At 72.3% G+C, this 17,982-nt stretch carries 21 protein-coding genes; 5 read left to right on the top strand and 16 right to left on the bottom strand.

Features of this window, described 5'->3' with window-relative positions:
• Positions 1 to 40 precede the first annotated feature (40 nt).
• Positions 41 to 1,009, top strand: a complete 969-nt coding sequence (gene ypfJ, locus ABD948_RS15895) for a KPN_02809 family neutral zinc metallopeptidase (RefSeq protein ID WP_345267567.1) — start codon at positions 41 to 43, stop codon at positions 1,007 to 1,009.
• Between the two features lie 16 nt (positions 1,010 to 1,025).
• On the opposite strand, the gene ABD948_RS15890 is transcribed toward ypfJ, so the two are convergent.
• The 15 genes from ABD948_RS15890 to ABD948_RS15820 all read right to left on the bottom strand — a co-directional run bounded on the left by ABD948_RS15890 (position 1,026) and on the right by ABD948_RS15820 (position 11,901).
• Positions 1,026 to 1,931, bottom strand: coding sequence for a phosphotransferase (locus ABD948_RS15890; protein WP_345267565.1), 906 nt, complete (start codon positions 1,929 to 1,931; stop codon positions 1,026 to 1,028).
• Positions 1,932 to 2,016: 85 nt separating this feature from the next.
• A complete protein-coding gene (locus tag ABD948_RS15885; RefSeq protein ID WP_345267563.1) occupies positions 2,017 to 2,139 on the bottom strand; it encodes a hypothetical protein in 123 nt (40 codons plus the stop codon).
• Between the two features lie 187 nt (positions 2,140 to 2,326).
• The gene (locus ABD948_RS15880; RefSeq protein ID WP_345267561.1) at positions 2,327 to 2,941 is read right to left on the bottom strand and encodes an acVLRF1 family peptidyl-tRNA hydrolase; all 615 of its coding nucleotides are present in this window, start codon (positions 2,939 to 2,941) and stop codon (positions 2,327 to 2,329) included.
• A gap of 10 nt (positions 2,942 to 2,951) precedes the next feature.
• Entirely contained in the window at positions 2,952 to 3,458 is a 507-nt protein-coding gene (locus tag ABD948_RS15875; RefSeq protein ID WP_345267559.1) for an ASCH domain-containing protein, read from the bottom strand.
• Between the two features lie 28 nt (positions 3,459 to 3,486).
• On the bottom strand, positions 3,487 to 4,197 hold the full coding sequence (locus ABD948_RS15870) for a dienelactone hydrolase family protein (protein ID WP_345267557.1): 711 nt from the start codon (positions 4,195 to 4,197) through the stop codon (positions 3,487 to 3,489).
• 188 nt (positions 4,198 to 4,385) lie between these two features.
• A complete protein-coding gene (locus tag ABD948_RS15865; RefSeq protein WP_345267555.1) occupies positions 4,386 to 4,799 on the bottom strand; it encodes a metal-sulfur cluster assembly factor in 414 nt (137 codons plus the stop codon).
• Positions 4,796 to 5,272: a Fe-S cluster assembly sulfur transfer protein SufU gene (sufU, locus tag ABD948_RS15860; RefSeq protein ID WP_345267553.1), complete on the bottom strand. Its 477-nt coding sequence runs from the start codon at positions 5,270 to 5,272 to the stop codon at positions 4,796 to 4,798. The genes ABD948_RS15865 and sufU overlap by 4 nt, the downstream gene beginning before the upstream one ends.
• A gap of 2 nt (positions 5,273 to 5,274) precedes the next feature.
• Positions 5,275 to 6,558: a cysteine desulfurase gene (locus tag ABD948_RS15855; RefSeq protein WP_345267551.1), complete on the bottom strand. Its 1,284-nt coding sequence runs from the start codon at positions 6,556 to 6,558 to the stop codon at positions 5,275 to 5,277.
• 2 nt (positions 6,559 to 6,560) lie between these two features.
• Complete coding sequence (gene sufC / locus ABD948_RS15850) at positions 6,561 to 7,319, bottom strand: Fe-S cluster assembly ATPase SufC (RefSeq protein WP_345267549.1); 759 nt, start codon at positions 7,317 to 7,319, stop codon at positions 6,561 to 6,563.
• Positions 7,316 to 7,666, bottom strand: a complete 351-nt coding sequence (locus ABD948_RS15845; RefSeq protein ID WP_345267547.1) for a non-heme iron oxygenase ferredoxin subunit — start codon at positions 7,664 to 7,666, stop codon at positions 7,316 to 7,318. Before ABD948_RS15845 ends, sufC begins: the two co-directional genes overlap by 4 nt.
• Complete coding sequence (gene sufD, locus ABD948_RS15840; RefSeq protein ID WP_345267546.1) at positions 7,666 to 8,844, bottom strand: Fe-S cluster assembly protein SufD; 1,179 nt, start codon at positions 8,842 to 8,844, stop codon at positions 7,666 to 7,668. Before sufD ends, ABD948_RS15845 begins: the two co-directional genes overlap by 1 nt.
• Positions 8,845 to 8,894: 50 nt before the next feature.
• A complete protein-coding gene (gene sufB, locus ABD948_RS15835) occupies positions 8,895 to 10,313 on the bottom strand; it encodes a Fe-S cluster assembly protein SufB (protein WP_345267544.1) in 1,419 nt (472 codons plus the stop codon).
• Positions 10,310 to 11,047 (bottom strand): helix-turn-helix transcriptional regulator, encoded by a 738-nt coding sequence (locus ABD948_RS15830; protein ID WP_345267542.1) that lies wholly within the window; start codon positions 11,045 to 11,047, stop codon positions 10,310 to 10,312. Before ABD948_RS15830 ends, sufB begins: the two co-directional genes overlap by 4 nt.
• Before the next feature lie 58 nt (positions 11,048 to 11,105).
• On the bottom strand, positions 11,106 to 11,543 hold the full coding sequence (locus ABD948_RS15825) for a hypothetical protein (protein ID WP_345267540.1): 438 nt from the start codon (positions 11,541 to 11,543) through the stop codon (positions 11,106 to 11,108).
• A complete protein-coding gene (locus ABD948_RS15820) occupies positions 11,536 to 11,901 on the bottom strand; it encodes a hypothetical protein (RefSeq protein ID WP_345267538.1) in 366 nt (121 codons plus the stop codon). The genes ABD948_RS15825 and ABD948_RS15820 overlap by 8 nt, the downstream gene beginning before the upstream one ends.
• A 23-nt stretch (positions 11,902 to 11,924) precedes the next feature.
• Here ABD948_RS15820 and ABD948_RS15815 point away from each other — a divergent pair, with 23 nt between their 5' ends.
• Genes ABD948_RS15815 through ABD948_RS15805 form a run of 3 tightly spaced genes read left to right on the top strand, consistent with a single transcriptional unit; the run spans position 11,925 to position 14,616 of the window.
• Positions 11,925 to 12,860, top strand: a complete 936-nt coding sequence (locus tag ABD948_RS15815; RefSeq protein ID WP_345267536.1) for an ABC transporter ATP-binding protein — start codon at positions 11,925 to 11,927, stop codon at positions 12,858 to 12,860.
• A complete protein-coding gene (locus ABD948_RS15810; RefSeq protein WP_345267534.1) occupies positions 12,857 to 13,660 on the top strand; it encodes an ABC transporter permease in 804 nt (267 codons plus the stop codon). Before ABD948_RS15815 ends, ABD948_RS15810 begins: the two co-directional genes overlap by 4 nt.
• An 8-nt stretch (positions 13,661 to 13,668) precedes the next feature.
• Positions 13,669 to 14,616 (top strand): COX15/CtaA family protein, encoded by a 948-nt coding sequence (locus tag ABD948_RS15805; RefSeq protein ID WP_345267532.1) that lies wholly within the window; start codon positions 13,669 to 13,671, stop codon positions 14,614 to 14,616.
• Between the two features lie 24 nt (positions 14,617 to 14,640).
• On the opposite strand, the gene ABD948_RS15800 is transcribed toward ABD948_RS15805, so the two are convergent.
• A complete protein-coding gene (locus ABD948_RS15800) occupies positions 14,641 to 15,582 on the bottom strand; it encodes a heme o synthase (RefSeq protein ID WP_425576625.1) in 942 nt (313 codons plus the stop codon).
• A gap of 251 nt (positions 15,583 to 15,833) precedes the next feature.
• Here ABD948_RS15800 and tkt point away from each other — a divergent pair, with 251 nt between their 5' ends.
• Positions 15,834 to 17,918: a transketolase gene (tkt, locus tag ABD948_RS15795; RefSeq protein ID WP_345267528.1), complete on the top strand. Its 2,085-nt coding sequence runs from the start codon at positions 15,834 to 15,836 to the stop codon at positions 17,916 to 17,918.
• Positions 17,919 to 17,982 lie beyond the last annotated feature (64 nt).

The following is a 17,982-nucleotide window of genomic DNA, read 5'->3' as shown; positions in this document are numbered from 1 at the left end:
CACGCGGGCAGGACACCGCGGACGACACTAGGGTCCCCCCATGCGCTTCAACCCCAAGGCCCGGCTCGACCGAGGACGTGTGCGCGACGCCGGACGGGGCTCGGGACGGGGCTCCGGTGGGCGCCCCGGTGGCGGGACGCGCCTGCCGATCCCCTCCGGCGTCGGTGCCGGCGGCATCGGCGGGGTGCTGCTCCTGGTCGTCGTCGCGGTCGCGCTGTTCGCGACCGGGGGCCTGCCCGGTGTGGGTGGGGATGGCGGCGGCACCGGCGCCACCGGAGGCGCGGCCTACGACACCGCACGGTTCTCCGACGCGACCGACACCGGCCGCTACGACGACTGCCGCACCGGCGCCGACGCCAACCGCAGCCCGGACTGCGCCCGGGTGGCAGTGGAGAACTCGTTGACCGACTACTGGGACGGCGAGCTGGGCCGCGACTTCGAGCCCGAGCAGGCCCTCGTGACGTTCACCGACGACGTGCAGACCGGCTGCGGCCCGGCCACCTCCGCCGTCGGGCCGTTCTACTGCCCCACCGACGCCAGCATCTACCTCGACACGCGGTTCTTCGACGAGGTGCTGGAGCGGCGGCTCGGCGGTCCCGACGGCGGGTTCGTGGAGTACTACGTGCTGGCCCACGAGTACGGCCACCACATCCAGAACCTCACCGGCCAGATGGGCAGGGTGCGCACCCAGCAGGGGCCGCAGAGCGACGCCGTGCGCCTGGAGCTGCAGGCCGACTGCTACGCCGGGATGTGGACCCGCGCCGCCACCACCACCGAGGACGCCTCCGGCCAGGTGCTGATCAGCGAGCTGACGCGCGAGGACATCACGCTGGCGTTGGCCGCCGCCGAGACGGTGGGTGACGACCGGATCCAGGAGCGCACCCAGGGGCAGGTGACCACCGAGACCTGGACACACGGCTCCTCCGACCAGCGCGAGGCCTGGTTCCTGCGTGGCTACGAGGAGGGGTCGCTGCAGGCCTGCGACACCTTCGCGGTCGAGCGGGTCTGACCCCTTCGAGGCCGGGCTACACCTCGAGGAGCGCCTCAAGCGCGTCGTGCTGGCGCTGCAGCGCCCGCAGGTGCGGGGCCACGGCGGGGTGACGGAACTTGCCGGCCAGGGCGCCCTCGCCGCCGGCGACGCGGGAGAGCGCCCAGTCCGCGCGACCCAGCGCCGTCACGACGGCGGCCACGCGCGCACCGAGCAGCACCTGGTCGAGGTCGGCCAGCCCCGGCGGCAGCCCCATCCGGTACGCCTCCACGAGGGGCTCGAGGTCCTCCCGGGCCCCGAGGGCGTAGAGCCCCAGGTCGGTGCCCACGCCGGCGGTGCCGAGCACGGCCCAGTCCAGCGCCACCACGTCGTCACCGTGGCGCCCCCGCAGGTTGGCACGGGTCGGATCGCCGTGCGCGGGCACCTGGGGCAGCGCGTCCACGAGGTCGAGCAGCACACCCCGGCGGCTCCACAGGTGCGCCGCCACGTCGGCCAGCGTGGTGCGCGCCAGGGTCGACCACCCGCCGCGGCGCTCGGCCAGGGCCAGCCGGTCGCGCAGCAGGTCGCGTGCCAAGAAGCGCGGTCGCGGCAGCTCGGAGCCGGCGAAGCGGCCCAGGGCCATCGCGACGAACAGCCCCGGCAGGGCGTCGTCCTCCACCCAGTCCTGGGTGAGGGTGATGCCCTCCTCGTCCTCCTCGACGGCGGCTGCGGTGGTGCGCAGCCCCCGGGTGTGCAGCACCAGCCCGGTGAGCAGCACGTCGGCCTCGCGGCGCCAGTAGGCGTGGCTGTGGGGCGCGAGCAGCGCGGCGTCCTCGCGCGGGTCGGGCCGCAGCAGGCGCTTGACGACGACGGGGCGGCCACCCAGCGCGGTGCGCCACACGCCGAGGGTGCTGGGTCCGGCCCCACCGGGCAGCGGATGCCAGTCCGGCTCGGGCTGCCACATGCGCTGGACGCTAGTGCATCCGCGCGCCGGAGCCCGGGAGCCGACCCGCAGGGGCCCCGGTGTCGCGGGCGCAGTCGCGAGTCGTCTAGAGCGCGGGCACGTAGCTGATCGCCATGCCGAGCACCCACACCCCCACCCCCAGCAGCACGCGCCCGCCCTCGCGCAGGAGCCGCGCGGGCGCCTCCTGCTCCAGGGTCGACGGCACCATCCGGGAGGCCGAGAACCCGCGCCGAGGCGGCCCGCGAGGACCTGCAGGACCTCCGCCGGGAGCGAGCCGCCGAGGGCGACCGCGGTGGTGGGACGCAGCCCGAGGAGATTCCGCCGTTCGCTCCCCGTCGGACGCCGCGCGCGCAGGACTGAACCTGCCGGAGACCGCCGCGGACGGCGCGGAGGGGTCAGGCGTTGACGACCTCCACGCGCACGCTCACGGCGTCCCGGACCGCGCCCAGCAGCACCGCACGTCGGGGGTCGGGGACGGCGAGCGTCTGCCCAACCGGCTGCAGGCCGGTCAGGCGCGGGTCGGCCAGCACCGCGCTCAGCGCCTCCTGGTCACCGCCCACCACCAGCGGCCCCGGCCCCAGGAGCCGGGCGGCGTGGTCGGCGGCTGCGCGGTAGGCGTCGCGCGCCTGGTTGTCGCGACGACGGGCGAAGCGCTGCTGCGACTGCCCACCGGCCTTGGTGCGACCCTGCACGTGCCGCTGCCCCACCTTGGACTCGACGACCTGCTCACCGCTCAGACGCGCGACCGCGAACCCGCCCTTGCGCACCAGCAGCACGCCCCAGTCGTCGGGGACGCGCGCGGCGGCCCGGAACGCCTCGACGTCGGCCGGCCCGTCGTGGCCGGCGTCGAACGGCAGGCGCAGTCGCGCGTGCGAGCCGTCGTCGGCCTCCACCACCAGGGCGCCCTGGTCCACCCGTGCCCGGGTCGCTCCGTGCCGGGCCTCGAAGTTCTCGACCCAGCGGGCGATCCGCTCCCGCGGCACGAGCACCACCTGGGTTGCGGAGGTCACCTGGGGTCCTTCACGCCTGGTAGAGCACCCGGAGCTGTTCGAGCACCACGGGCATGTCGGGGCGGAAGCCGCGACCGAGCGGGTCGTTCTCGCTGAAGAAGTGCTCGTGCTCGGCTCGCCACTGCTCGAGGCTGCGATCCCCCTCGCCCTCGGCGTGCGCGTGCTCGGCGTCGACCTCGTCGAAGGGCACCACCCGCACCGCGGTGGTGGCCACCAGCGCCCGCGGGCGGCCGGCACCGTCGAGCACGATGCCGAGGGTGCCGGGCTCGGGCAGCGGCTCGTCGTCGCCGTAGTCCTCGCGCGCGCTCGCCGTCGCCGTCTTGGTGCCGTCCAGCACCAGCCGCAGCAACCGGTCGGACTGCTCGGCATCGGCACCGAACGCCCACGCGGGCGGAGGCACCGAGGTCAGCGCGTCGGGGCCGAAGTAGCCGGGCAGCGTCTCGAGCCGAGCGTGCCGCTTGGCGAGGTTCCAGAACTGCTCGATCTCGCCGTCGACGGGTCCGCGCGTGGTCTCCATCGCCGCGACGCTACCGGTCCTCCTCCGATCAGCCGCCGGCCGGTCCGACAGGAAGGCGGGTTGCGAGGAACCGCTCCGTGGCGGCCCACGCCTGCTCGGACGCCTCGGGGTGGTGCATGGGCAGGTCGGGGTTGTCGAAGGCGTGGTCGGCGCCCTCGTAGGTGCAGAACTCCACCTCGGGACCGGCCACGGCGTCCTCGATCCGGGCCACCGTGTCGGCGGGGATGTAGGAGTCCGCCAACCCGAACTGGTGCAGCGAGGGTGCCGTCACCTGCGGTGACAGCCCGAGCAGGTCCGGCAGGGCGGAGCCGTAGTAGGAGACCAGCGCGTCCACCGGTTCCCGGGCCGCCAGCGCGAATCCCAGCCCGCCCCCGAAGCAGAAGCCCAGCGCACCCACCGGCCCCGTCACCGACCCGAGACCGCGCAGATGACCCAGCGCTGCGGCAGCGTCGTCGACGGCGGCGTCCCAGTCCAGGCGCGGCAGCAGACCCATCGCCTCCTCCAGCATGTCCGGCCCCTCGGGCACCTTCGAGACACCCAGGCGCCAGAAGATCTCCGGCGCCAGCACCACGTAGCCCAGACCGGCCAGGTCGGAGGCCCGCTGCTCGACGTAGCGGCTGATGCCGAAGATCTCCTGCAGCAGCAGGATCCCCGGGCCGCTGCCGGCCTCGGGCAGCCACAGGTGGGCGGGCATGTCGCCCGCGGTGGTGGGGACGTCGACGCGGGAGGCGGTGGTCACGGCGTCACGGTAGCGGCTACCGCTGGTCGAGCAGCGGCGTCCCGACGGGCGACGCGTACCGACATTATCCCCTCGGAGCCCGCGTCAGCTCACCGGGCTCGCTCGGTGCGCGGTCCAGCGGTCAGCGGGTCTCGAGCCGCCCGTCACGGCCGCGTCGCAGGTCTGCTCGTTCCTCGCAGACCTGCGGCTCAGACGTTGAAGCCGAGGGCTCGCAGCTGCTCGCGACCGTCGTCGGTGATCTTGTCGGGACCCCACGGCGGCATCCAGACCCAGTTGATGGCGACGTCGTTGACCAGGCCCTCGAGCGCGGCGTGGGTCTGGTCCTGGATGACGTCGGTCAGCGGGCAGGCCGCCGAGGTGAGCGTCATGTCGATGACGCAGTTGGATCCCTCGTCGACGTGCACGCCGTAGACCAGGCCGAGGTCGACGACGTTGATGCCGAGCTCGGGATCGACGACGTCCTTCATCGCCTCGGTCACGTCCTCGACGCTGGTGGCCGAGCCGGCCGGCGCGGTCGCGCCGGTGGCCTCGGGCACCTCGGGGAGGTCGCTGTGGTCGGGGGTCGCGACGGCGGGAGCGTCGGTCTGGTTGGTGTCGGTCATGACTGGGCCTCCAGGGATCGGGCGGTGGCGTCCTTCCATGCCATCCACGAGAGCAGCGCGCACTTCACGCGTGCGGGGAACTTGGCGACGCCCGCGAACGCGATGCCGTCCTCGAGCACCTCCTCGTCGGGCTCGACGGCTCCCTTGCCCTGCATGAGGGCCTGGAAGTCGGCGTGCACCGACATGGCCTGCTCGACGGTCTTGCCGATGAGCAGGTCGGCCAGCACCGAGGTGGAGGCCTGGGAGATCGAGCAGCCCACGGCGTCGTAGCTGACGTCGGCGACACGCTGGGCGCCGTCGACCTCCTCGAGGTGGACCCGCAGGGTCACCTCGTCGCCGCAGGTGGGGTTGACGTGGTGGACCTCGGCCTCGAACGGCTCGCGCAGTCCCGCGTGGTGCGGGTTCTTGTAGTGGTCCAGGATGATCTCCTGGTACAGCGCGTCCATGTTGGCCGCGGAGTTGTCGGCAACCATGCTCAACCCACCTTGAAGTAGGAACGGGTGTACTCGAGCGCCTCGACGAGAGCATCGATCTCGCCGGGCGTGGTGTACAGGTACGACGACATCCGGGTCGAGCTCTGCACCCCGAAGCGCGCGTGCGCAGGCTTGGCGCAGTGGTGACCGGCGCGGACCGCGACCCCACGTGAGTCGAGCACCTGGGCGATGTCGTGCGGGTGCACGCCCTCGAGCTCGAAGGAGACCGCGCCACCGCGGGAGTCGGCGTCGGTGGGCCCGAGCACGCGCAGCCCTGGCACCGAGAGCAGCCCCTCGAGCGCGTAGGCGGTGATCGCGTGCTCGTGCGCGCGGATCGCCTCCATGCCCACGTCGCGCAGGTAGTCGACCGCAGCGCCGAGCCCGATCGCCTCGATGATCGGCGGCGTGCCCGCCTCGAACTTGTGCGGGATGCCCGCGTAGGTGGAGCGCTCCATCGCGACGGTCTCGATCATCTCGCCTCCGCCGTGGAAGGGCGGCAGCGCCTCGAGCACCTCGCGCCGGCCCCACAGGACGCCGATGCCGGTGGGCCCGACCACCTTGTGGCCCGTGAACACGAACAGGTCGGCGCCGCACTCGGTGACGTCGACCGGCATCTGCGGCACGGCCTGCGAGGCGTCGACGACGACGAGCGCGCCGACCTCGTGGGCGCGCGCCGCGATCTGCGCCACCGGGTTGATCGTGCCCAGCATGTTGGAGACCCAGGTGAGCGCGACGACCTTGGTGCGCTCGGTGATCAGCGAGTCGATCTCGGAGAGGTCGAGCCGGCCGTCGTCGGTGAGCCCGAACCACCGCAGCGTCGCGCCGGTGCGCTCGGTGAGCAGCTGCCACGGCACGATGTTGGAGTGGTGCTCCATCTCGGTGATGACCACCTCGTCGCCCTCGCCGACGGCGAGGTCACCGCGGGCCCAGGCGAGGGTGTTGGCCACCAGGTTGAGCGCCTCCGTGGCGTTCTTGGTGAAGATCACCTCGTCGCGGCTTGGCGCACCGATGAACGAGGTCACCTTGTCGCGCGCCGCCTCGAAGGCCTCCGTGGACTCCGCGCCCAGCTGGTGCATCGCCCGCGAGATGTTCGCGTTGTGCCGCTCGAGGTGGTCGACCATCGTGTCGATCACCACCTGCGGCTTCTGCGAGGTGTTGGCGCTGTCGAGGTAGACCAGGGGGCGGCCGTCCGCGAGCGTGCGCTCGAGGATCGGGAAGTCCTTGCGGATGACCTCCAGCTCGGGCAGGAGCCCGGAGAGGCCCGCGTGGACGGCAGGGGTGGTCATGGTCAGACCGCGCTCTTCAGGTACTTGTCGTAGCCCTCGGCCTCGAGCGCGTCGGCCAGCTCGGGGCCGCCGGACTCGGCGACCTTGCCGTCGACGAACACGTGCACGCGGTCGGGCTTGATGTAGCGCAGGATCCGCGTGTAGTGGGTGATCAGCAGGACGCCGCGACCCTCGCGCTCACGGAACCGGTTGACGCCGTCGGAGACGATCTTCAGGGCGTCGATGTCGAGGCCCGAGTCGGTCTCGTCGAGGATCGCGACCTTGGGGTCGAGCAGCTCGAGCTGGGCGATCTCGTGGCGCTTCTTCTCGCCACCGGAGAAGCCCTCGTTGACCGAGCGCTGGCCGAACGTCGGGTCCAGGTTCAGCCGGTCGAGCGCTCCGTTGACGTCCTTGACCCAGGTGCGCAGCTTCGGGGCCTCGCCGTCGATGGCGGTCTTGGCGGTGCGCAGGAAGTTCGACACCGAGACGCCGGGGACCTCGACGGGGTACTGCATGGCCAGGAAGAGCCCGGCGCGCGCCCGCTCGTCGACCGACATCTCGAGGACGTCCTCGCCGTCGAGCAGCACCTGGCCGCCGGTGACGGTGTACTTGGGGTGGCCCGCGACCGAGTAGGCGAGCGTGGACTTGCCGGATCCGTTCGGACCCATGATCGCGTGGGTCTCGTCGGCGTCGATCGTGAGGGTGACGCCCTTGAGGATCTCCTTGGGGCCGTCCTCGGTGCTGACCGAGACGTGCAGGTCGATGATCTCGAGCTTGCTCATGCGGGGGTGACTCCGTTCAGGGTGGTGGTGGTGTCGACGTACAGGCCGTCGGCACGCACCTCGACGGGGAAGGTGGCGACCGGCTCGGTGGCCGGCAGGCCGGTGGGCTTGCCGCTGCGCAGGTCGAAGCGGGAGCCGTGCAGCCAGCACTCGACGGCGCAGTCGGCCACCTCGCCCTCGCTGAGGTTGACAGCGGCGTGGCTGCAGAGGTCCTGCAGCGCGAAGAACTCCTCGGTGCCGTCGTCGGAGACGCACTTGGCGATCGCGACGTCGAGGGCGCCGATGGTGACGCCCAGGGCCTCGTCGGCCGGGACGTCGGTAGGGGCGCAAGCCAGCTCGAAGGACATCAGGCCCCCTTGAGGACGTTCTTGGCGAGCTCCGCCTCCACGGTGGCCAGCAGCTTCTCCTCGACGGCGGGGATGCCGACCTTGCGGATCAGGTCGTTGAAGAAGCCGTGCACGACCAGGCGCTGCGCCTCCTTCTCGGAGATGCCGCGCGAGCGCAGGTAGAACAGCTGCTCGTCGTCGAACCGCGCGGTGGCCGAGGCGTGGCCGGCGCCGGCGATCTCGCCGGTCTCGATCTCGAGGTTCGGCACGGAGTCGGCCTGGCAGCCCTCGGTGAGCACCAGGTTGCGGTTCTCCTCGTAGGTCTCGATGCCCTCGGCCTCCTTGCGGATCAGCACGTTGCCGATCCACACGGTGTGGGCACCCTGCCCCTGCAGCGCGCCCTTGTAGAGCACGTTGCTCTTGGTCTTGGGCGCGTTGTGGTCGGCGAAGAGCCGGTGCTCGAGGTGCTGGCCGGCATCGGCGAAGTACAGGCCGAAGAGCTCGGCCTCGCCGCCGGGCCCGGCGTACTCGACGTTGGCGTGCATGCGCACCAGGTCGCCGCCGAAGGAGATCGAGGTGTGCCGCACGTAGGCGTCACGGCCGACACTGATGGCGTCGCGACCCAGGTGGACCGCGTCGTCGTCCCAGTCCTGCAGGCTCAGCACGGTCACCTTGGCGCCGTCGCCCACCAGGAAGGTCTGGATGGCGGAGTAGCGCGCCGTGCCGGTGTGCACCAGCACGAGCGTCACCTCGGCGTGCGTGCCGATGCGGAACAGCAGGCGGCCCCAAACCAGGTCGTCGATCGACTCGCCGTGCAGGCGGAGCACGACCGGCTCCTCGATGCGCGTGTCTGCCGGGACGTCGAGCAGCATCGCTCCTGCGGCGTTGGCGGCCGCGAGGGCCGCGGGCCGCTCGCTGGGTGCCACCTCCCCGAGCTCGCGCGCCTGCTCCGCGGAGATCTCGGTCAGGCTCACACCCTCGGGGACCGTGGAGTCCCAGGTGAGGTGGCCCTGCGAGGCCTCGCCGTCGAGGATGCCGCGCAGTCGCTTCAGGGGGGTGAAGCGCCACACCTCCTCGCGGCCCGTGGGCACGGGGTGGTCGGCCAGGTCGTAGGAGCCCGGCGGGTTGAGGTGGCTCACGACCCGCTCCTGCTCCAGGCTCGCCTGGACGCTCTCGCGGGCAGCATCGGTCACGGTCACGCGCTCTGCTTTCGTCGACGTTCGGGGGTGGCTGTGCTGGGGGCGGTCGGTCAGCCGACCGCGCCCTCCATCTGCAGCTCGATGAGGCGGTTCAGCTCCAGGGCGTACTCCATCGGGAGCTCCTTGGCGATCGGCTCGACGAAGCCGCGCACGATCATCGCCATCGCCTCGTCCTCCTCCATGCCGCGCGACATGAGGTAGAACAGCTGGTCCTCGGAGACCTTGGACACGCTGGCCTCGTGACCCATCGAGACGTCGTCCTCGCGGATGTCGACGTAGGGGTAGGTGTCGGAGCGGCTGACCTGGTCGACCAGCAGCGCGTCGCACAGCACGTTGGACTTCGAGCCGTGCGCCCCCTCGTTGACCTGGATCAGGCCGCGGTAGGAGGTGCGGCCACCGCCGCGGGCCACCGACTTGCTGAGGATCGAGCTGGAGGTGTGCGGCGCCGCGTGCACCATCTTGGCGCCGGCGTCCTGGTGCTGGCCCTCGCCCGCGAAGGCGATCGAGAGCGTCTCGCCCTTGGCGTGCTCGCCCATCAGGTAGATGGCGGGGTACTTCATCGTCACCTTGGAGCCGATGTTGCCGTCGACCCACTCCATGGTGGCGCCGGCCTCGCAGGTGGCGCGCTTGGTGACCAGGTTGTACACGTTGTTCGACCAGTTCTGGATGGTCGTGTAGCGGCAGCGGCCGCCCTTCTTGACGATGATCTCCACGACGGCGCTGTGCAGCGAGTCCGAGGAGTAGATCGGCGCGGTGCAGCCCTCGACGTAGTGCACGTAGGCGTCCTCGTCGACGATGATCAGCGTGCGCTCGAACTGACCCATGTTCTCGGTGTTGATCCGGAAGTAGGCCTGCAGCGGGATGTCGACGTGCACACCCTTCGGCACGTAGATGAACGAGCCACCGGACCACACGGAGGTGTTGAGCGCGGAGAACTTGTTGTCACCGACCGGGATGACGGTGCCGAAGTACTCCTTGAAGAGCTCCTCGTGCTCCTTCAGCGCGGTGTCGGTGTCGACGAAGATGACGCCCTGCTCCTCGAGGTCCTCGCGGATCGAGTGGTAGACGACCTCGGACTCGTACTGGGCCGCGACACCGGAGACCAGACGCTGCTTCTCGGCCTCGGGGATGCCCAGCTTGTCGTAGGTGTTCTTGATGTCCTCGGGCAGGTCGTCCCAGGTCTGGGCCTGCTTCTCCGAGGAGCGCACGAAGTACTTGATGTTGTCGAAGTCGATGCCCGAGAGGTCCGAGCCCCAGGTGGGCATGGGCTTGCGGCCGAAGAGCTTGAGGCCCTTCAGACGCTGGTCGAGCATCCACTGCGGCTCGCTCTTCTTCGAGGAGATGTCGCGCACGACGGTCTCGTTGAGCCCGCGCGTGGCCGTGGCGCCGGCGTCGTCGCTGTCGGACCAGCCGAACTCGTAGCGACCGATGCCCTGCAGCCCGGGGTTGAGCTCTTCGATGGAGGTCATGAGGTGACCGTCTCCTTCGTCGTGGGATGGGGGTGGTTCCTGGAGGTGCTGATGGAGGTGCTGCCGGCGCGCGGCGCACCGGAGGTCTCGGGGATGCACGTGGTGCAGACGCCGTCGCCGTGGGCGATGGTGGCCAACCGCTGCACGTGGGTGTCGAGCACGCGGCTGATCGCCGCGGTCTCGGCCTCGCACAGCTGCGGGAACTCGTGGGCCACGTGGGCCACCGGGCAGTGCTGCTGGCACAGCTGCTCACCGATCGGCAGCTCCCGCACCGCGGCGGCGTAGCCCTCCTCGGTGAAGATCCGGGCCAGCACCTGCGCGGGGCTGAGCTCGGGGTGCTCCTGCTCGACCTGCCCGAACCGCTCCTCGACGAACGCCACGCGGCGCTCGGCGAAGGCGCGGACGGCGTCGTCCCCCCCGGTCTCGGCCAGGAACCGCAGCGCCTGCGCGGCCAGGTCGTCGTAGGCCTGGTCGAAGCCGTCGCGGCCGGTCTCGGTGAGCGAGAAGACCTTGGCGGGTCGGCCCCGGCCCCGGCGCACCGGGGTGCGGGGCTCGCCGGCCACCACGGCCCCCTCCTCGACCAGCTGGTCGAGGTGGCGCCGCACCGCGGCGGGCGTCAGGTCGAGGCGCTCGGCGAGCGCCGCGGCCGTGGAGGGACCCTCGACCAGGATCGACCGCACGACGCGCTGACGCGTCGGCTGGTCCTCCCGGGCACGGTTCTCCACGAATTCCACAACACCAGTGTGCCGATATTGCTTCCGGCCGTTCAAGCAAGGGCAGCCTTACCGGGCCTCAGCGGCTGCGCCTGGCCCGTGCCGACGACCGCGAGCGCAGCCACGCGAGTCCGGCGAACGGCAGCACGAGCGGCAGGAAGCCGTAGCCCTGCCCGAAGTGCGACCACACCGTGCGGTCGGGGAACAGCTCGGGCGCGGCGTAGCTCAGCGCCCCGACGCCGAGCACGCCCACGAGCTCGACGCTCACCGCTGCCAGGGCCACGCTCCGGGCCCGGGGACCGCCGAGGACCAGGCAGGTCGTGGCGACCAGGTAGAGCACGGCGGCCAGCAGGGAGAGCGCGTACGCCAGCGGCGCGCGGTCGGCGTCGGTGCCCAGCTGCACCAGCGAGCGGCCCGTGGCTGCCACCGCGAAGACGCCGTACACGAAGACCAGCGCCCTGCCCCACCCGGAGGCGAGCTCGGTGCGCGTGGTGACGCGCGGCGCGGTCTCAGGCACCGGCGCCGTTCCAGATCGCGACCAGGCGCAGTTCGAGCGCCAGCACGGTGGCCAGGGCCAGGGCCAGGACGGCGGTGCCCGCGCGGCTGCGTTCGGCCAGCGACCAGAACGCGCCGATCGGCAGCACCAGCGCGACGCCGACCAGGTAGCTGACGAACAGCACGCCGGAGACCTCGCGGCCGGTGCCGGCCAGCGCCACCGAGCCGGTGACCACCTGCACCAGGAGCAGGACCTCGGCCACCGCGAGGGTGAGGTAGACCCGGTCACCGACCGCCTCGTCGCGCACCAGCAGCACCACGCACGCCACCAGGCCGGCCGCGGCCACGGCGTAGACCAGCACCTGCAGCCAGACGTTCACGACCCCGAGATTACTCTGGGGTCGTGCCCCCCTCGCCCGCCGTCCTCGTCGACGGCCTGGTGATGAGGTACGGCGAGACGATCGCCGTGGACGGCCTGCACCTGGCCGTCGAGGCGCAGACCATCACGGCCGTGCTCGGCCCCAACGGCGCCGGCAAGACCACCACGCTCGAGACCTGCGAGGGCTACCGCAAGCCGCACCACGGCCGGGTGAGCGTGCTGGGGCTGGACCCCGTGCGCGACCGCCGGGCACTGCTCCCCCGCATCGGCGTCATGCTGCAGGCCGGCGGGGCGTGGTCGGGCGTGCGGGCCCTGGAGATGCTCGAGCACGTGGCGCGGTTGCACGCGCACCCGCTGGAGGTCGGCCCCCTGGCCGAGCGCCTGGGCCTGCACGAGTGCGGTCGCACCCCCTACCGTCGCCTCTCCGGCGGCCAGCAGCAGCGGCTCGGGTTGGCGATGGCGCTGGTCGGGCGCCCCGAGGTCGCCTTCGTCGACGAGCCGACCGCCGGCATGGACCCCGCGGTGCGGCGCACCACGTGGGAGCTGCTCGAGGAGGTGCGGGCCGACGGCGTCACCGTGGTGCTCACCACGCACTACATGGACGAGGCCGAGCGACTGGCCGACCACGTGCACATCATCGACCGCGGGAGGCTGGTGGCCAGCGGGTCGCCGCTGGAGCTGATGCGCGGCGGCACCGTCTCCACCATCCGCCTGGTCGTGACCGAGCCGTTCCCGCCCGGTGCCGGCGACTCGCTGCGCGCCGCGCTCGGCCCCGACACCGAGGTCAGCCAGCTCGACAGCCTCAGTCTCCTGGTCACCGGCCCGGCCGACGCCTCCACGCTGGGCAAGGTCTCGCGCTGGTGCGACGAGCACGGCGTCGTCCCCGAGTCGCTGACGCTGGGCCAGCGCAACCTCGAGGACGTGTTCCTCGAGCTGACCGGACGGGGGCTGCGGCCGTGAGCGCACCGGCCCGGCCCGGCCGCCCCACCCCTCGCGGAGCGGGCGCCTTCGCGCCACGTCCGGGTGCGGCCCCCTTCCTCACCCAGGTGCGCGCCCAGGCCTCGATGGAGGCCCGGCTGATGGTGCGCAACGGCGAGCAGCTGCTGCTCGCCGTCGTGATCCCGGTCGTGGTGCTCGTCGGCGGCGTGCTCGGCGCCGAGCGGGTCGGGCTCGAGCTCGACGGACCCGCCGTCGACGTGCTGGCGCCCGGGGTGCTCGCGCTCGCCGTCATGTCGACCGCCTTCACCTCGCTCGCCATCGCCACCGGCTTCGAGCGCCGCTACGGCGTCATCAAGCGCCTCGGGGCCTCGCCCCTCTCGCGCACCGGCCTGTTGGTCGGCAAGATCCTGGCGCTGCTGCTCGTCGAGCTGATGCAGGCCGTCGTCATCAGCGGGGTCGCGCTGGCGCTCGGCTGGTCGCCCTCGGTCTCCGCGGTGGGCGTGGTCCTCGCCGTCGTGCTGGGCACCGCGGCCTTCGCGGCGCTCGGGCTCGCCCTGGCGGGTGCCCTGCGTGCCGAGGCCACGCTGGCCGCCGCCAACCTGGTGTACCTGCTGCTGCTCGCCGGGGGCGGCGTGGTGCTTCCCCTCTCGGCCTACGGTGGGTTCGGCGAGGCGCTGCGGCTGCTGCCCTCGGGAGCACTCGGCCAGGCCATGCGCGAAGCCCTCACCCAGGCCTCGGTCGCCTGGGTCGAGCTCGGCGTCCTGGCCGCCTGGGCGGTGCTCGGCGCCGCCCTGACCTCCAAGACCTTCAAGTGGGAGTGAGTGAACCGGTGAGCCTCGACCTCCAGACGCTGCGCAGCCGCGCCCGCTGGGCCGGCTGGGTGCGCCCCCTGGGCATCGCGAGCATCGTGGCGAACATCGGCATCGTCGTCACCGGCGGTGCGGTGCGGTTGACCGGGTCGGGCCTGGGCTGCCCCACGTGGCCGCGGTGCACCGAGGACTCCTTCACGCCCCACGGCGAGCTCGACCTGCACTCGGCCATCGAGTTCGGCAACCGGCTGCTGACCTTCGTGCTGGTGGCCGTCGCCGTCGCCACCTTCGTGGCCGCCTGGGCCACCGCGCGGCGCGACCTGCGCCGCCTGGCCCTCGTGATGGCCCTCGGCATCCCCGCCCAGGCGATCATCGGCGGCATCACGGTGCTGACCGACCTCAACCCGTGGGTCGTGGCCTTCCACCTGCTGTGCTCGATGGCGATCATCGGCGTCGCCGTGCTGTTCGTGCGCCGCGTCGACCACCCTGACCCCGTGCTCGCCACCGGGCCCGCGGTCACGCTCGCCTGGGGCACCTTCGCCGCCGGGTGGCTGACCCTCTACGTCGGCACGATGGTCACGGGCTCCGGTCCGCACGCCGGCGACGTCGACGCCCCGCGCAACGGGCTCGACCCGTTGCAGCTGAGCCAGCTGCACGCCGACGCCGTGTTCCTGCTCGTCGGCCTGACCCTCGGCCTGCTCGCCGTCGCCTGGAACCTGCCCGGCGACGCGCGGCGCGCCGCCGGGGTGCTGCTCGGGGTCCTGCTGGCGCAAGGTCTGGTGGGCTTCGTGCAGTACGCCACCGACCTGCCCGAGGTGCTCGTCGGCATCCACATGCTCGGTGCCGGTCTGGTCTCCGCGGCCATGACCTGGGCGCTGCTCGCCGTCCGCGAGGCCGCCGGCACCACGACACCGGGCCTCACGCCCCCGCGGCCCGCCCAGGACCAGGACGTGCCCTCCGTCGTGTGAGCGTCCCCGGATCCCGGGGCGAGGTCAGAAGAGGATCGGGTCGAGCGCCACGGCCACGAAGAGCAGCGAGAGGTAGAGGTTGCTCGTGTGGAACAGGCGCATCGGGGCGATGACGCTGAGGTCCTCGCTGCGCCGCGTGCGCGCCCACATGCGGTGCGCCTCGACCAGGAACACCACACCCAGGACGGCTGCGGCGACCGGGTAGACCGGGCCCGTGCCCGCCACCGGCCACAGCAGCAGCGAGGTCGCCACCATGACGTAGCTGTAGAGCACGATCTGCCGCCCGACCACGGGTGCGGGCGCGACCACGGGCAGCATCGGCACGTCGACGTTGGCGTAGTCCTCGCGGTAGCGCAGCGCGAGCGCCCACGTGTGCGGGGGCGTCCAGAAGAAGACCACCATGAAGAGCACGATCGGCACCCAGGAGAGCTCACCGGTGACAGCGGTCCAGCCGATGAGCGCCGGGAAGCAGCCGGCGATGCCGCCCCAGACGATGTTCTGGGTGGTCCGCCGCTTGAGCACCATCGTGTAGCCCAGCACGTAGAACGCGTTGGCGCCCAGCGAGAGCGCGGCCGAGAGCGGGTTGACCCACACCAGGAGCACCACGGTGGAGAGCACCGCGAGCACGGTGGCGAACACGAGCGCCGAGAGCGGCGTCACGATGTGGCGCGGCAGGGCCCGGCGACGCGTGCGCCGCATCTGCTCGTCGATGTCGCGGTCGTAGACGCAGTTGTAGGCCGACGCCGACCCGGCGGAGAGGGCACCGCCGACGACGGTGGCGAGCACCAGTCCCAGCGGCGGGACGCCGCGGGCCGCGAAGAACATGACCGGGACCGTGGTGAGCAGCAGCAGCTCGATCACGCGCGGCTTGGTGAGCCCCACGTAGGCCGCGACGACGTCGCGCCACCCCGCCTTGGCCGGCCGGCCCGGAGCCGGCTCGTCACCGGCCGCGGGCGGGTGCGCCAACGGCCCGGGCGGCAGCCCGGGTCGGCCGGGCTGCCCGTCGCCGGCGTCGGAGGAGTCGTCGGGATCCGGCTGCCCGAAGGCGGCGGTCGGATGGCCGACGTGGGTCACAGAGTCCTCGCAGACGGACGCGGGTACAGGGGGCAGAACGTGGGTGGACAGCGCTGTGAGTCTAGCGGCCACCCTGAGTAGGCTCAGAACGGCCAGCCCCCCACCCCGGGGTCGGCCGAGACCCCCGTCACGAGAGGACCCTGGTGAGCACATCCCTGGACTGGAACGAGCTCGACGACACGGCGGTCGACACCGTCCGAGTGCTGGCGATGGACGCCGTGCAGAAGGTGGGCAGCGGCCACCCCGGCACCGCGATGAGCCTGGCCCCGGTCGCGTACCTGCTCTTCCAGAAGGTGATGCGGCACGACCCCGCGGACCCCGACTGGATCGCGCGTGACCGCTTCGTGCTCTCGGCCGGCCACTCCTCGCTGACCCTCTACCTGCAGCTCTACCTCGGCGGCTTCGGGCTCGAGCTCGACGACATCAAGGCCCTGCGCACCTGGGGCAGCAAGACCCCCGGGCACCCCGAGCACGGCCACACCACGGGCGTCGAGACCACCACCGGCCCGCTCGGTCAGGGCGTGGGCAACGCCGTGGGCATGGCGATGGCCGGCCGGCGCCTGCGCGGCCTGCTCGACCCCGGCGAGCACGAGTCGCCGTTCGACCACCACGTCTACTGCATCGCCTCCGACGGCGACATGGAGGAGGGCGTCAGCGGCGAGGCCTCCTCGCTGGCCGGCACCCAGCGGCTGGGCAACCTCACCGTCATCTACGACGCCAACAAGATCTCCATCGAGGACCACACCGACATCGCGCTCAGCGAGGACGTCGCCGCCCGCTACGAGGCCTACGGCTGGCACGTCCAGACCGTCGACTGGACCCAGGGCGGCACCGAGTACCGCGAGGACGTGCCGGCCCTGTGGGAGGCCCTCCAGGCCGCCCGCGAGGTCACCGACCGCCCCAGCTTCATCGAGCTGCGCACCGTCATCGCCTGGCCCGCACCGAACGCGCAGAACACCGGCGCCTCCCACGGCTCCGCGCTGGGCGAGGAGGAGGTCGCGGCCACCAAGAAGGTGCTCGGCTTCGACCCCGACCAGACCTTCGAGATCAAGCCCGGCGTGCTCGAGCACACCCGCGAGCTGCTGCAGCGCGGCTCCGCCGCCGGCGACGCCTGGGACCCGGCGCTGCAGAGCTGGCGCGAGGCCAATCCCGAGTCCTTCGAGCTGCTGCACCGGCTCAAGGGCCGGCACCTGCCCGCCGGCTGGGCCGACGACCTGCCCACCTGGGGCCCCGAGAAGCCGGTCGCCACGCGCAAGGCGTCGGGCGCCGTCATCAACGCGCTCGCGGCCACGCTGCCCGAGCTGTGGGGCGGCTCGGCCGACCTCGCCGGCTCCAACAACACCACGATCGAGGACGCCCTCTCCTTCATCCCGGCCGACCGGTCGACGAAGAAGTTCCAGGGCGACCCGCAGACCGGCCGGGTGCTGCACTTCGGCATCCGCGAGCACGCCATGGGCTCGGTGATGAACGGCATCGCCCTGCACAGCGGTACCCGCGTGTTCGGCGGCACCTTCCTCACCTTCTCCGACTACATGCGTCCCTCGGTGCGGCTGGCCGCGCTCATGGGCCTGCCGGTCACCTACGTGTGGACCCACGACTCCATCGGTCTCGGCGAGGACGGCCCCACCCACCAGCCGATCGAGCACCTGGCGGCGCTGCGCGCCATCCCCGGGCTCGACGTCGTCCGCCCCGCCGACGCCAACGAGACGGCGGCGGCCTGGAAGGCCGTGATCGAGAACACGACCCGGCCGGCCGGGCTGGTCCTCTCGCGCCAGGACCTGCCCGTGGTCCCGCGGGGTGAGCAGGGCTACGCCACCACCGACGACGTCGCGAAGGGCGGCTACGTGCTGCTCGACACCGACGGTGCCCCCGACGTGGTGCTCATCGGCACCGGCTCCGAGGTGCAGCTCGCCGTCGAGGCGCGCGAGATGCTCGCGGCCGACGGCATCGCGGCGCGCGTGGTCTCGATGCCCTGCCGTGAGTGGTTCGACGCGCAGGACACCTCCTACCGCGACAGCGTGCTGCCGCCGACGGTGAAGGCGCGCGTCTCGGTCGAGGCCGGCGTCGCGCTGGGCTGGCGCGAGCTCGTCGGCGACCACGGCCGCAGCATCTCCATCGAGCACTACGGCGGCTCGGCGGACTACCAGCGGCTCTACACCGAGTACGGCATCACCGCGCAGGCCGTCGCCGACGCCGCGCGCGACAGCGTCAGCTCGCTGGCGGGCTGAGACTGCCTACCGGCGCCATCCCGCCCCACCCGATCCACCGGCCACACCCGGCCCGCACGCACCC

It is taken from the genome of Nocardioides nanhaiensis, assembly GCF_039542785.1.
Lineage (GTDB): Bacteria > Actinomycetota > Actinomycetes > Propionibacteriales > Nocardioidaceae > Nocardioides > Nocardioides nanhaiensis.
Note: the sequence above shows the minus strand (reverse complement) of the source record. Positions and strands in the feature narration are given on the sequence as shown.